Annotated in this window: 9 protein-coding genes; 5 read left to right on the top strand and 4 right to left on the bottom strand. The window is 70.8% G+C overall.

Annotation, left to right across the window (positions count from 1 at the left end; all coding sequences use genetic code 11):
• The first annotated feature begins 20 nt into the window (after window positions 1–20).
• Window positions 21–1,160, top strand: a complete 1,140-nt coding sequence (locus HUT19_RS38590; RefSeq protein ID WP_176185617.1) for a CaiB/BaiF CoA-transferase family protein — start codon at window positions 21–23, stop codon at window positions 1,158–1,160.
• A 78-nt stretch (window positions 1,161–1,238) separates the two neighbouring features.
• Here the strand turns inward: HUT19_RS38590 and HUT19_RS38585 are convergent, their stop codons facing one another.
• The gene (locus HUT19_RS38585; RefSeq protein WP_176185615.1) at window positions 1,239–3,056 is read right to left on the bottom strand and encodes an ABC transporter ATP-binding protein; all 1,818 of its coding nucleotides are present in this window, start codon (window positions 3,054–3,056) and stop codon (window positions 1,239–1,241) included.
• Window positions 3,057–3,196: 140 nt separating this feature from the next.
• Here HUT19_RS38585 and HUT19_RS38580 point away from each other — a divergent pair, with 140 nt between their 5' ends.
• Window positions 3,197–3,637 (top strand): MarR family winged helix-turn-helix transcriptional regulator, encoded by a 441-nt coding sequence (locus tag HUT19_RS38580; protein WP_176185613.1) that lies wholly within the window; start codon window positions 3,197–3,199, stop codon window positions 3,635–3,637.
• A 107-nt stretch (window positions 3,638–3,744) separates the two neighbouring features.
• Here HUT19_RS38580 and HUT19_RS38575 read toward each other — a convergent pair whose 3' ends face one another.
• Both HUT19_RS38575 and HUT19_RS38570 read right to left on the bottom strand, forming a co-directional pair.
• Window positions 3,745–5,142, bottom strand: a complete 1,398-nt coding sequence (locus tag HUT19_RS38575; RefSeq protein WP_176185611.1) for an alpha-amylase family protein — start codon at window positions 5,140–5,142, stop codon at window positions 3,745–3,747.
• Window positions 5,143–5,383: 241 nt separating this feature from the next.
• Window positions 5,384–6,118 (bottom strand): L,D-transpeptidase family protein, encoded by a 735-nt coding sequence (locus tag HUT19_RS38570; protein ID WP_176185609.1) that lies wholly within the window; start codon window positions 6,116–6,118, stop codon window positions 5,384–5,386.
• Between the two features lie 154 nt (window positions 6,119–6,272).
• On the opposite strand from HUT19_RS38570, the gene HUT19_RS38565 reads away from it, so the two are divergent.
• Both HUT19_RS38565 and HUT19_RS38560 read left to right on the top strand, forming a co-directional pair.
• Window positions 6,273–8,246, top strand: coding sequence for an ABC transporter ATP-binding protein (locus tag HUT19_RS38565; protein ID WP_176187814.1), 1,974 nt, complete (start codon window positions 6,273–6,275; stop codon window positions 8,244–8,246).
• Window positions 8,243–10,024, top strand: a complete 1,782-nt coding sequence (locus tag HUT19_RS38560; protein WP_176185607.1) for an ABC transporter ATP-binding protein — start codon at window positions 8,243–8,245, stop codon at window positions 10,022–10,024. Before HUT19_RS38565 ends, HUT19_RS38560 begins: the two co-directional genes overlap by 4 nt.
• Before the next feature lie 109 nt (window positions 10,025–10,133).
• Here HUT19_RS38560 and HUT19_RS38555 read toward each other — a convergent pair whose 3' ends face one another.
• Window positions 10,134–10,925, bottom strand: a complete 792-nt coding sequence (locus HUT19_RS38555) for a metal-dependent hydrolase (protein WP_176185605.1) — start codon at window positions 10,923–10,925, stop codon at window positions 10,134–10,136.
• A gap of 136 nt (window positions 10,926–11,061) precedes the next feature.
• Between HUT19_RS38555 and HUT19_RS38550 the strand changes: the two genes are divergently transcribed.
• On the top strand, window positions 11,062–13,575 hold the full coding sequence (locus HUT19_RS38550) for an RNA helicase (RefSeq protein WP_176185603.1): 2,514 nt from the start codon (window positions 11,062–11,064) through the stop codon (window positions 13,573–13,575).
• Window positions 13,576–13,622 lie beyond the last annotated feature (47 nt).

The raw sequence follows: 13,622 nt of genomic DNA, 5'->3' as shown, positions 1-13,622 counted from the left end.
CGTATCCGAAGGAGTCATCCGTGCCCGCACAGCCGCTGGACGGCATCACTGTCGTCGCCCTGGAACAGGCCGTCGCCGCTCCGTACGCCACCCGCCAGCTCGCCGATCTGGGTGCGCGGGTGATCAAGGTCGAGAGGCCGGGGCGGGGCGACTTCGCCCGTGACTACGACCGTGCGGTGAAGGGGGCCTCGGCCTACTTCGTCTGGATCAATCGCGGGAAGGAGAGCGTCGTCCTCGACATCAAGGACGACGCCGACCGGGCCGTTCTCGACGCGCTGCTCGCCCGCGCGGATGTCTTTGTGCACAATCTGGCGCCCGGGGCGGTGGATCGGCTCGGTCTGGGGTCACAGACGCTGCGGGCCCTGCATCCCCGTCTGATCACCTGTGCCATCTCGGGGTACGGCGCCAGCGGACCGTACCGGGACAAGAAGGCGTACGACCTGCTCATCCAGTGCGAGACGGGGCTGCTGTCGATCACCGGCAGCCCCGCGGAACCGGCACGTCCCGGCATCTCCATCGCGGACATCGCGGGCGGGATGTACGCCTACAGCGGGATTCTCACCGCGCTGTACGAGCGGGAACGCACCGGCGAGGGGACGGATCTGAGCGTGAGTCTCCTGGACGCGCTGGGCGAGTGGATGGGGCACCCGTACTTCACCCAGGAGTACGGCGGTACGCCCCTCGCACGCAGCGGCGCCCGCCATCCGTCGATCTCCCCGTACGGCGCCTATCGCTGCGGCGACGGCGCCCAGGTGTTCCTGAGCGTGCAGAGCGACCGCGAGTGGGTGGCCCTGTGCGAACGGGTGCTGCGCCGCCCCGAGCTGATCCGTGATCCGCTGTTCGCCGACAATCCGACGCGCCGCGCCCATGACGAGAAGCTGACGGCCGAGCTGGAGGAGTGTTTCGCGGGGCACACCGCCGAGGGGCTGATCGCGCTGTTGGACGGGGCCGGTATCGCCAACGCCCGGCTGCGGGACGTCGCCGGGTTCGCCGCGCATCCTCAGCTGGCGGCCAGGGAGCGCTGGGGTGAGTTCGGCTCCCCCGTCGGGCCGCTGCGGGGGCTGCTGCCCCCGGTCGAGGTGGCGGGGCGCCGGGCGCCGATGCGGCCGGTGCCCGAACTCGGCGAGCACACGGAGGCGGTGCGCGCCGAGTTCACCTGAGCCACCCGCTGTCGGTATTCCGGGGCCGCTGCCGCTGTTGCTGGACCTGCCGGTGTTGCTGAACCGCTGCCGCTGTTCCTAGACGGCCGGGGCGGGCGACAGCTGGGCGTCACGGCGCACCAGGGCGGCATAGCGGCCGTCCCGGGCCATCAGCTCCTGGTGGGTACCGCTCTCGGCGACCCGGCCGCCGTCGAGCACCACGATCTGGCCGGCGTCCCGCACCGTGGACAGCCGATGGGCGATGGTGATCGTGGTGCGTCCCGCCGACAGCGCGTCGATGGCCTCCTGGACGGCCTGTTCGGTGCGGGTGTCGAGAGCGCTGGTGGCCTCGTCGAGGATCAGCACCGGCGGGTCGCGCAGAATCGTCCGGGCGATGGCGAGGCGCTGCTTCTCGCCGCCGGAGAACCGATAGCCCCGCTCGCCGACCAGGGTGTCGTAGCCGTCGGGGAGGGATGCGATGTGGTCGTGGATTTGCGCGGCCTTCGCCGCCGACACGAGCTGCTCATGGGTCGCGTCGGGCTTGGCGAAGCGCAGGTTGTCGGCGATCGAGGCGTGGAAGAGATAGGTCTCCTGGGAGACCACGCCGACCGCGCGGGCGAGGGTGTCGAAGTCGAGGTCCCGGACGTCGACTCCGTCGATCAGCACCCGGCCGCCGGTCACGTCGTAGAGCCGGGGCACCAGATAGCTGAGGGTGGTCTTGCCGGAGCCGGTCGGACCGACGACGGCCAGGCTGTCGCCCGCCGGAACGGTCAGCTCGATTCCGCGCAGCGTCCCCTGGGCGGAGGCGGGGTCCTGGGTGTTGTAGTCGAAGTCGACGCCGTCGAAGCGGACTTCACCGCGCACGCTCTCCAGCCGCCGGGGCTCGGCGGGCTCGGTGATGTCGATCGGCAGGTCGAGGTACTCGAAGATACGGGCGAAGAGCGCCAGGGAGGTCTGCACCTGGACACCGGTGGACAGCAGGCTCACCGTGGGCCGGAACAGACCCTGCTGGAGCGAGACGAAGGCGACGAGGGTGCCGATGGAGACCGAGGGGCCGCCCGTCTGGAGGGCGACTCCGGCGGCCCAGTAGATGACGGCGGGCATGGCGGCCATGACGATGCCGATGGTGGACATCCGCCAGCGGCCCGCCATGTTGGAGCGCACCTCGAGTCCGACCAGACGCTCGGACTCCCGGGAGAACTCCTCGGTGAGCGAGGCGGACCGGCCCATGGTGCGGCCGAGCAGGATTCCGCTCACCGACAGGGATTCGGTGACCATCGCGGACATCGAGGCCATCTGCTTCTGGCGCTGTGAGGTGATCTTCTTGCGCTCGGCGCCGACGCGGCGGCTGATCCAGACGAACAGCGGCAGCAGGAGCAGCGAGACCACGGTCAGCCGCCAGTCGAGGGCGAGCATGGCGACGACCGTGGCGACGACGCTGGTGAGGTTGGAGACCAGTGAGGTCGCGGTGGAGGTGACGGTGGCCTGCATGCCGCCGATGTCATTGGCGATCCGGGACTGGACCTCACCGGTGCGGGTGCGGGTGAAGAAGGCGAGCGGCATCCGCTGGAGCCGGTCGTAGACGGCGGTGCGCAGGTCGTGCATCACCCGCTGGCCGACGGTGGTGGAGATGAACGTCTGGAGCACCCCGAAGCAGCTGGTGACGACGGCCGCGGCGATCATGCCGAGGGCCAGGAGGGTCAGCAGTCCGGTGCGGCGCTCGGGGATGGCGGTGTCGAGGACCTCACGCAGCAGAAAGGGCGAGGCCACCGAGACCAGTGCGGAGGCGGCGACGAGCAGGCCGACCACGGTGAGGCGGCTGCGGTAGGGGCGGAAGAGCCGGAGGATGCGGCGCACTTGGGCGGGACGCTCCGGCTCGGCGGCCGATGCGGTCCCTGACGCGTCGTCGTGGTGCATGGGCTCCTTCTGGTGGCAGGGTCCGGCGGCGGAGGACGCACCGCCGCCGGGGACCGGGCGGTCCGGTCGGCAAAGTCATCGGAGCATAGCTCATTGTTACCTACGCTCACAATGAACACGGTCCTGATAGACTGCCGATCATGCCCGAGCCCGAGACCTCCGGCCTCCTGGCGGAGCAGCTGCTGCGCCTGACACGGAAGCTGCACCGTGCCCAGAAGCGCCATATGGAGCCCCTGGGTATCACCCCCGCCCAGTCCCGGCTGCTGCGCACCGTCGCACACACCGACGAGCCGCCGCGGATGGCGGATCTGGCGCAGCGGCTGGAGGTGGTGCCGCGTGCGGTGACCACGCTGGTGGACGCCCTGGAGGCGCATGGCTCGGTGCGCCGGGTACCGGATCCGACCAACCGGCGGGTGGTGCGCGTCGAGCTGACCGACTCCGGCCGCTCGACCCTGCGGGCACTGCGTGACGCACGCCGGACGGCCGCCGAGGACATCCTGGCGCCGCTCAGCGCCGAGCAGCGGGAGGTCCTCGGCGGACTGCTGGACACCCTGTCCACCGCTCACGGCCACGGCTGCTGAGACACCATCGCCGCGATCGCGCCGCGCGTACCCGAGACACGATCGCGCCCCGCGTGCGTCAGGCGCGTACGCGGGGCGCGGGGCGCCGACCGGAAGCCGGCGGGGGGTCAGCCCTTGGCGCCGGTGTGCAGCGCCAGTGCGCTCTTGGCCGGGACGGTGGTCCGCACCGTGCCGTCGTCGGCGACCGTCACCGTGTTGCCGTCACACCTGTCCGGTGCCGCCTTGGCCACATTGCAGTAGGTACCTGCCGGAAGCGAGGTGCTGAAGGTCTCCCTCAGCTCTCCGTCGCCGTTGTTGAGGGCGACGAACCCCTTGCCGCCGCGGCTGAAGGCGAGGGCGCTGCCGCCGTTGTCCCACCAGCCCTTCAGCTCGGCACCGGCGACCTGGTTGCGGAAGCCGACCATGCCGGTGATGTCGGTCCTGGCGTGGGTGCAGGTCCAGCCGCTGCCGTTGCCGCAGCGGGCCGCGCCGCCCGCGGGCGGGCCCGCGTCCCTGTCGGTCCACTCGTAGCCGGAGTACACATTGGGCGAACCATAGGGCGAGGCGAGCATGAAGACGTTGGCGAGGGTGTAGGACGCGCCGTCCTTGGAGGTGAGGGTCGAGCCGTTGCGCTCGGTGTCCCAGTTGTCGACGAAGGTCCGGGCCTTGTCGCTGCTCAGCTTTCCGTCGGCCACCGACTTCAGCTGGGCGATGTTGCCGCCCTGGAACGCGCTCTTGAGGTGGCCGCCGTAGCGGAACTCGTCCACGTCGCCGATACCGGTGTACTCCTCGGGCGAAACGGCCTCGCCCGCACCGTAGATGACTTCCGATACCCACATGCCCGGGTCGGCCATCCTGCCCTTGATGGCGGCCAGGTCGCCGGCGGCCATGTGCTTGGCGGCGTCGATGCGGAATCCGTCCACGCCCAGCGAGCGGAGGTCGCTGAGATAACCGGCGATGGCACCCCGGACGTAGTCGCTGCCGGTGTCGAGGTCGGCGAGGCCGACGAGTTCGCAGTTCTGGACCTCGCCTCGGTTGCCGTAGTCGCCGATGTCCTTGCGGCAGCCGTGGAAGTCCTGGTCCTGGTAGGTACCCGGATAGGTGTACTTCGTGTAGGCCGTACCGCCGGTGCCGGTACCGGAACCCGACGACATGTGGTTGATGACCGCGTCGGCGATCACCTTCACACCCGCCTGGTGACATGCGCCCACCATGTTCTTGAAAGCGTGCCTGTCACCGAGCCGTCCGGCGATCCGGTAACTGACGGGCTGGTAGGAGGTCCACCACTGCCCGCCCTGGATGTGCTCGGAGGCGGGCGAGACCTCCACATAGCCGTAACCCGCCGGGCCGAGCGAGTCCTTGCACGCCTGGGCGACCGCGTCGTACCTCCACTCGAACAGTGTGGCGGTGACCGTCTTGTCGCCCGGCGGTGTGGCCTGGGAGGACCAGGGGGCGACGGTGGCGATGGCGGCTGCCGTGAGCAGCCCGGCCAGCGCTCCGCCCAGCAGACGGGACCGGTGTCGCATAAAGCGGCTCCTTCGGGATCCGGGCACCGGAGTGCCCACGAAGGCAGCCACGCGCCAGGCCACCGTGGGGGGTAGCGGAACCGCCGCACCGGGGGCGGTGGTTCCGCACGGCAGCCTGCCGGGCTGGCGCTGAACACGTCAAGAGATGACGCAAAGGTTTCCAGTCAGTTGCAGAAACATTTTGCGCAGTGACGTACGGACGCAACGGGCGCAAGCTCAGGCGTCTCAGGCGTGCGCAACCTCAGGCGGCCAGATGCGCGCCGTCCCCCATGACCACCACCGGGTGCTGCTTGGGGTCGAGGTTCTTCAGCAGATACTCCATCCCGGACTTGGAGAGGCTGACACACCCCGACGTACCGCTGCCGTGATCCATGTGCAGCCAGATGGAGCCGCCCTTGCGCTGCCCTTCGGGCCGGGTCGGATCCAGCGGTGAGGCGCCCTTGACGCGGTTGTAGTCGATGGCGATGACGTAGTTGAAGTCGGTCCAGTGGGACTTGGGCCAGTAGTGGGGCGCGGCAAAGGAGTTGGACGCGCTGTAGGGCAGCCGGGCGCCGGGGTCGGGCAGCACGCCACCCGCGTCGCTGAGCGTGTAGACGCCCACCGGGCTGCGCTTGTCGCCCTCGTGATGGCTCGTCGTCCAGCCGCGCTTGCCGTTGTGCGCCGCCCAACTCCGAGTGCGCTCCCAGGACTTGCCCTGCTTGGTGTACAGCACGACAGTGGAGTCCGCGGAGTTCACCCCCTTGCCGTAGACCGCCACGACCTGGCGGGCCTGGGACGGGATCCGGGACTGGAGGGCATCGCCGACCTTCGGGATGCGGGTGGGGTCCGACGCGGACGCCGCGCCGCGCTGGGCCTGCTTGCCCTCGCCGTCCTTGTCGCCCCCGCTGTCACCGCCACCGCCGCAGGCCGTGAGGAGGAGCAGGGCGGCGGCGGCAGCGGCCGCCGTACGCATGGACATCGTGCCGGACATTCGCATGTCTCCCATCGTCCCATCCCGGCGCGGAAGCACCGTACGCGGAGTGGCGTGTTCCCTGCTCTCGCAGGAAAAAGCAGTTGAATCCGCATCCCCCGGGAGGCGAGCCTTGCTCGTCTGTCTGCCAGCCCGAGCACTGCCCGAGACCTGGGACGTCATGCACATTCGCGATCTTCCCTACATCGATCCCGGCCGACCCGACGTACGGTCAGGTTCCCGGTTTCTCTTCTGGCTGGGCAGGAACCAGCTGGGCGGACAGATCAAGGCCGCGCTGTGGGGGCTGCTGCACATGGCGGCCCTGGTGTGCTTCCCCGTAGCGATCGGCTTCGGAGTGCAGGCGGTGGTGGACCGCTCAGGTGGTCGCCTCGCCCTGGCCGGGGCGCTGATGGTGGGGCTGACCGTGCTCACCGCGCTCGGGGACGTGATGCTGCACCGGGCCGCCGTCACCAACTGGATCACCGCCGCGGCGCGGGTGCAGCAACTGCTGGCCCGCAAGGCGGTGGAACTGGGCTCGGCCCTCACCCGCAAGGTGGCGGCGGGCGAGGTGGTGGCCGTCTCCACCGGCGATGTCGAGAAGATCGGCTGGTTCGTGGAGGCACTGTCCCGCTTCACCGCGGCCGCGCTCACCACCATCGGGGTGTGTGTGGCCCTGGTGATCTACCAGCCCGCGCTGGGCGCGGTGGTGGCACTCGGGGTGCCCGCGCTGGCGCTGGCCGTACTACCGCTGCTGCCGCCCGCGGCCCGGCGGGCCGATCAGCAGCGGTCGAAGGCCGGGCGGGCGACCGAGCTGGCCTCGGACACCGTGGCCGGGCTACGGGTGCTGCGCGGTATCGGCGGTGAGGAACTGTTCCTCGGCCGCTACCGGCGCGCGTCGCAGGAGGTGCGGGTAGCGGCGGTGCGCAGTGCGCGGATGTGGGCGCTGATCGCTGCCGTCCAGGTGGCCCTTCCGGGGCTGCTGCTGATCGGCGTCGTCTGGTACGGGGCGGTGCTGGCCCAGGACGGGCGGATCACGGTGGGCGAGCTGGTCACCGTCTACAGCGCGGTCACCTTCCTGCTCTTCCCGCTGCGCCACTTCGAGGAGATCGCCATGGCGTACTCCTTCTCCCGGCCGTCCGCGCGGCGCGCGGCACGGGTGCTGGCACTTGAACGGCCCTCACCGGGGCGCGGCGGCGCCGGCCGGGACCTCGATGGCGGGAGCCGGGGCGCCGGGGGCGGCGACCACGCGGCGGCGGACGGCGTGACAACGCTCCGCGGCGATCTGTACGACCCTGCGAGCGGCATGCTCGCACCGGCCGGGCGGCTGACCGCGGTGGTCTGCGGCGACCCGGACGCGGCGGGGCGGCTGGCGGACCGGCTGGGCGGGCATCCACCCGAGCGGGCCACGGACGCCGATGGCTCCGGCGCGGCGCCGTCGGCGCTGCTGGGCGGGGTCGCGCTGGACGAGGTGCCGCTGGCCGCGGCGCGCGGCGCGGTGCTGGTGCAGGACAAGGATCCGGTGCTGCTGTCGGGGACGCTCACCCAGCTGCTCGACGTACCGCGGTCGGGCCGGGTCGGCGCGCAGCAGGCTCTGGACGCGGCCCAGTGCGGCGATGTGCTGGAGGCGCTGGCGCAGGCGTCCCTCGACGAGGCGGGTGAGGCGGACGCGATGCGCACACGGATCACCGAGCGCGGCCGTTCGCTCTCGGGTGGCCAGCGGCAGCGGCTCGCGCTGGCCCGTTCGCTGGTGACCGACCCGGAGGTGCTGGTGCTCGACGAACCCACCTCCGCCGTGGACTCGCACACCGAGGAGCGGATCGCGCAGGGGGTGCGACGGCTGCGGGAGGGGCGGACGACGGTCGTCCTCACCTCCAGCCCGCTGCTGCTGGACCGGGCTGACCGGGTGGTCTTCGTGCACGAGGGCGAGGCGGCCGGGGTGGGCACCCATCGGGGACTGCTGCGCAGCCACCCCGTGTACCGCGCGGTCGTCACCCGTGAAGCGGACGACGAGCCCGGCGGCCGGACGGCGCCGCGGGACGGTGCGGAGCCGGGCGGCGCGGAGCCGGGCGGCGCGGAGCCGGGCGGCGCGGAGCCGGGCGGCGCCGCTCTCGTGGACATCGAACGGATCGAGGAACAGATCGAGGAGTCGGCATGATCGGTGTGGCACCCCCCGGCTACGACCCGGCCGCGCCGGAGTCGGCGACAACACTGCCCGTCGGCACGCCTACAACCGTGCGGGCCTATGTGCGGGAGCTGCTGCGGCGGCACCGCGGGGCGTTCACCGTGCTGATGGTGGTGAACGCCACCGCCGTGCTCGCCTCGATGGTCGGCCCGCATCTGCTCGGCCGTTTGGTCGAGGATCTCGCGGAGGGCCGGGACGATCTGCCCGTCGGGCGCACGATCACGCTGTTCCTGGCGGCACTGGTGGTGCAGACCGTGTTCGTGCGGATGGTGCGGCTGCGCGGTGCGGTGCTGGGCGAGCAGATGCTCGCGGATCTGCGGGAGGATTTCCTCGTACGGTCGGTGGGTCTGCCGCCGGGTGTGCTGGAGCGGGCCGGGACCGGTGATCTGATCTCCCGGATCACCACCGATATCGATCGGCTGGCGAACGCGATGCGCGAGGCCGTGCCGCAGCTGGTCATCGGTGTGGTGTGGACCGGGCTGCTGCTGGGCGCGCTGACCGTGACCGCCCCGCCGCTGGGGCTGGCGGTACTGGTGGCCCTTCCGGTGCTGGTGGTCGGCTGCCTCTGGTACTACCGCCGGGCGCCGGGCGCCTACCGCTCGGAGGCGGCCGGGTACGCGGCGGTGGCCGCGTCCCTCACCGAGTCCGTGGACGCCGGGCGCACCATCGAGTCCCATCGGCTGGGCGACCGGCGGATCGCCCAGTCCGAGCAGCGCATCCAGCAGTGGGTCGCATGGGAGCGCTACACGCTCTGGCTGCGGTCGGTGCTGTTCCCCGTGATCAATGTGAGCTACACGCTGATCACCGGATCGGTGCTGATGATCGGCGGCGTCTGTGTGATGCGGGGCTGGATGTCCATCGGCGAGCTGACGACGGGGGCACTGCTGTCGCAGATGCTGGTGGAGCCGATCGGACTGATCCTGCGCTGGTACGACGAGCTCCAGGTGGCCCAGGTGTCGCTGGCCCGGCTGGTGGGAGTGCGGGAGATCGAGCAGGGTTCCGGGGACGGGGGTGTGACGCCCGAGGGCCGGGATGTGCGCGCCGACGAGGTGCGCTTCGGCTACCGGGCGGGCAGCGATGTGCTGCACGGGGTGTCCATGAAGGTGCGGCCGGGGACCCGGCTGGCACTGGTGGGGCCGTCCGGGGCGGGCAAGTCCACCCTGGGACGGCTGCTCGCCGGGATCTACGCGCCCCGGGCGGGCGAAGTGACCCTGGGGGGTGCGGAGCTATCGCGGATGCCCGCGGAGCGGGTGCGTGAGCATGTCGCCCTGGTCAACCAGGAACACCATGTCTTCGTGGGCTCACTGCGGGACAACCTGCTGCTGGCCCGCACCTCCGCGCGGGACGCGGAGCTGTGGGCGGCACTGGGCGCGGTGGACGCCGACGGCTGGGCACGCGCGCTGGAGGACGGCCTCGACACGGAGGTGGGCTCGGGCGGGCTGGCGCTCACCCCGGCGCAGGCGCAGCAGATCGCGCTCGCCCGGCTGGTGCTCGCCGATCCGCAGACCCTGGTGCTGGACGAGGCGACCTCGCTGCTGGATCCGCGGGCGGCGCGCCATCTGGAGCGCTCGCTCGGCCGGGTGCTGGAGGGCCGGACCGTGGTCGCCATCGCCCATCGTCTGCACACCGCGCATGACGCGGATGTGATCGCCGTGGTCGAGGCGGGCCGCATCAGCGAACTCGGCAGTCATGACGAACTCGTCGCGGCGGACGGGGCGTACGCGGCCCTGTGGCGGTCCTGGCACCAGTGAATGTCCCGGTGCGGGTGCCGGTGAGCTGCGGCGGGCGCCCCGGCCCGGTGGGAACCGGGCCGCGGTGGTCGGATCCGGATGCGGGATGGCCGGATCCGGTCCGGAATGGTCAGATGAGACCGAGGGCGCCCAGTCCGCCCACACCGCCGAGCACCATGAAGACCGGCATCAGCACCTTCAACTCGACCCAGCTGCCCGCCCGGAAGCGCATCGGCTTCGGCGGGCCGACCGGGTACCAGCGCTTGCGGCCGATCGGGATGGGCCACAGGATCGGGCAGCCGGAGACGGTCAGGGCGTCGCCGACGTCGTGCACCAGGGCGCCGAGGACGATCGGCAGCCCCAGCCAGAGGTACTCCTGTCCGGGCGCGGTGAACAGCCAGTCGGCACCGTTGCCCGGCTTGTTCAGGATGTCGGCGAGGATCCAGGCGCTCGTCGCTCCGAGCAGCCAGACCAGGACATCGCTGGAGACCCGGGCCATACGCCACAGCAGCCCCTCGACGGCCAGCACCATATGAACGAAGAGGATGAAGAGAACGGCCCAGCGGCCGCCGGCCATGGCGAGCACCGAGGCACCGGCGCCGATGAGAACGGCCCAGAGCCAGGTGTGGGTGAGGGTGCGATGGCCTCCCGTGCGACGGGGGTCGCCCGGCTTCTTGGTGGCCTTGTAAACGGAGTACGAGATCTTGTCGATCACTTCGCACAGGCCCCGGGAGATCGGCCCGAAGGCGCGGGATATCGTCGCCGCCTTGTGGTCGAGGTCGGGGGCGAGCGCCGCTCCGGCGCAGATCAGGGCGCCGGCGGCCAGCACCGGCCAGGGCATCTCGTGGCCGGCTGCCGCGGCGGCCGCCCCCACCCCCAGCCAGGCCGCCGCTCCGGACAGCGAATGCGCCGGTCCCATCATGGTCGTACCCCGCCCCTGTTCGTGCCCCCGCCCAGGCGGGAGTTGGTTGCTTCGGCCCGCCACAGCCTAGCGGTGGACGATCTTCGTCCGCACAGCCGGTTCCCGTCCCACCGCGGAAAGCAGGCAGTATAGAGACGTGACTCTTATCGATCAGCTGCCGAGCGACGCCGACCCCGACGCCCTCTTCGAGGCTTTCTCGTCCTGGGTCGAGGAGCGGGGCATCTCGCTCTATCCCGCCCAGGAGGAAGCGCTGATCGAGGTGGTGTCGGGCGCGAACGTCATCCTGTCCACGCCGACCGGTTCGGGGAAGAGTCTGGTGGCGGCGGGCGCCCACTTCGCCGCCCTCGCCCGTGACCAGGTCACCTTCTACACGGCGCCGATCAAGGCGCTGGTCTCGGAGAAGTTCTTCGAGCTGTGCAAGCTGTTCGGCACCGAGAACGTCGGCATGCTGACCGGGGACGCGTCGGTCAACGCGGACGCCCCGGTCATCTGCTGTACGGCCGAGGTCCTGGCGTCCATCGCGCTGCGGGACGGCAAGGACGCCGATATCGGCCAGGTGGTGATGGACGAGTTCCACTTCTATGCGGAGCCGGACCGCGGCTGGGCCTGGCAGATCCCGCTGCTGGAGCTTCCGCAGGCCCAGTTCATCCTGATGTCCGCGACGCTCGGCGATGTGAGCCGGTTCGAGGAGGATCTGACCCGGCGCACCGGGCGGTCCACCGCGGTGGTGCGGTCGGCGACGCGGCCGGTGCCGCTGAGCTACGAGTACCGCACGACACCGCTCACCGAGACGCTGACCGAACTTCTGGAGACCCGGCAGGCGCCCGTCTACATCGTGCACTTCACCCAGGCCGCCGCCGTGGAGCGGGCCCAGGCGCTGATGAGCATCAATATGTGCACGCGCCAGGAGAAGGACGAGATCGCCTCGCTGATCGGCAACTTCCGGTTCACCACCAAGTTCGGCCGGAACCTGTCCCGTTACGTCCGGCACGGGATCGGTGTGCATCACGCCGGAATGCTGCCGAAGTACCGGCGGCTGGTGGAGAAGCTGGCGCAGGCCGGACTGCTCAAGGTCATCTGCGGTACGGACACCCTCGGAGTGGGCGTCAATGTGCCGATCCGGACGGTGCTGTTCACCGCGCTGACGAAGTACGACGGGCAGCGGGTGCGGACGCTGCGGGCACGGGAGTTCCACCAGATCGCGGGACGCGCCGGTCGGGCCGGTTTCGACACCGCGGGATTTGTGGTGGCCCAGGCGCCCGAGCATGTCGTCGAGAACGAGAAGGCGCTCGCGAAGGCCGGGGACGATCCGAAGAAGCGCCGCAAGGTGGTCCGCAAGAAGGCGCCGGAGGGCTTCGTCAACTGGGGCCAGAACACCTTCGAGAAGCTCATCGCCTCCGACCCCGAGCCGCTCACCTCGCGCTTCCGGGTCACCCACGCGATGCTGCTGTCGGTCATCGCCCGGCCGGGCGACCCTTTCGAGGGAATGCGCCGACTGCTCGAGGACAACCACGAACCGCGCAAGAACCAGCTGCGGCACATCCGCCGGACCATCGCCATCTACCGCTCGCTGGTGGACGGCGGGGTGGTCGAGCGGCTCGGCACACCGGACGCCGAGGGCCGTATCGTCCGGCTGACGGTGGATCTGCAACAGGACTTCGCGCTCAACCAGCCGCTGTCCACCTTCGCACTCGCCGCGTTCGAGCTGCTGGACCCCGAATCGCCGTCCTACGCCCTGGACATGGTCTCCGTCGTGGAGTCGACACTCGACGATCCGCGGCAGATCCTCGCCGCGCAGCAGAACAAGGCGCGCGGCGAGGCGGTCGCGGCGATGAAGGCGGACGGCGTCGAGTACGAGGAGCGCATGGAGCGCCTCCAGGACGTCTCCTATCCCAAGCCGCTCGAGGAACTGCTCTTCCACGCCTACGGTCTCTACCGCAAGAGCCATCCGTGGGTCGGGGACCATCCGCTGTCGCCCAAGTCGGTGATCCGCGACATGTACGAGCGGGCGATGACCTTCACCGAGTTCACCTCGTTCTACGACCTCGCCCGGACCGAGGGCATTGTGCTGCGCTACCTCGCCAGTGCCTACAAGGCGCTGGACCACACGGTGCCGGACGATCTGAAGTCGGACGACTTCCAGGACATCATCGCCTGGCTCGGCGAGATGGTGCGCCAGGTCGACTCCAGCCTCCTCGACGAATGGGAGCAGCTGGCCAATCCGGAGGAGGAGTCCGCGGAGGAGGCGCAGGAGCGCGCCGATCAGGTCCGGCCGGTCACCGCGAACGCCCGCGCCTTCCGCGTCCTGGTGCGCAACGCCATGTTCCGCCGGGTGGAGCTCGCCGCGCTCGACCATGTCGCGGAGCTCGGCGAGATGGACGCGGACGCCGGCTGGGACGAGGACGCCTGGGCGGAGGCGATGGACAAGTACTGGGAGGAGTACGAGGAGCTGGGCACCGGACCGCAGGCCCGCGGGCCGAAGCTGCTGCGGATCGAGGAGCGGCCGGAGGACGGGCTGTGGCGGGTGCGGCAGACCTTCGACGACCCGAACGGGGACCACGACTGGGGCATCTCGGCCGAGGTCGATCTGACCGCCTCCGACGAGGAGGGCCGCGCCGTGGTCCGGGTCACCGACGTGGGTCCGCTGTAGCCTCGGTAGCCTCCTGAGCCCCGTCCCCACCGCGAGCCGCCTCGCGG

The organism is Streptomyces sp. NA02950 (genome assembly GCF_013364155.1).
GTDB lineage: Bacteria > Actinomycetota > Actinomycetes > Streptomycetales > Streptomycetaceae > Streptomyces.
The sequence above is the reverse complement of the archived record's forward strand: the minus strand, read 5'-3'. Positions and strand labels throughout refer to the sequence as shown.

Bases quoted from the DNA above. Each gene is read 5' to 3' on its own strand.
- HUT19_RS38585 (WP_176185615.1), bottom strand. From the start codon at position 3,056: ATGCACCACGACGACGCGTCAGGGACCGCATCGGCCGCCGAGCCGGAG.
- HUT19_RS38560 (WP_176185607.1), top strand. From the start codon at position 8,243: ATGATCGGTGTGGCACCCCCCGGCTACGACCCGGCCGCGCCGGAGTCG.
- HUT19_RS38580 (WP_176185613.1), top strand. From the start codon at position 3,197: ATGCCCGAGCCCGAGACCTCCGGCCTCCTGGCGGAGCAGCTGCTGCGC.
- HUT19_RS38575 (WP_176185611.1), bottom strand. From the start codon at position 5,142: ATGCGACACCGGTCCCGTCTGCTGGGCGGAGCGCTGGCCGGGCTGCTC.
- HUT19_RS38565 (WP_176187814.1), top strand. From the start codon at position 6,273: ATGCACATTCGCGATCTTCCCTACATCGATCCCGGCCGACCCGACGTA.
- HUT19_RS38570 (WP_176185609.1), bottom strand. From the start codon at position 6,118: ATGCGAATGTCCGGCACGATGTCCATGCGTACGGCGGCCGCTGCCGCC.
- HUT19_RS38555 (WP_176185605.1), bottom strand. From the start codon at position 10,925: ATGATGGGACCGGCGCATTCGCTGTCCGGAGCGGCGGCCTGGCTGGGG.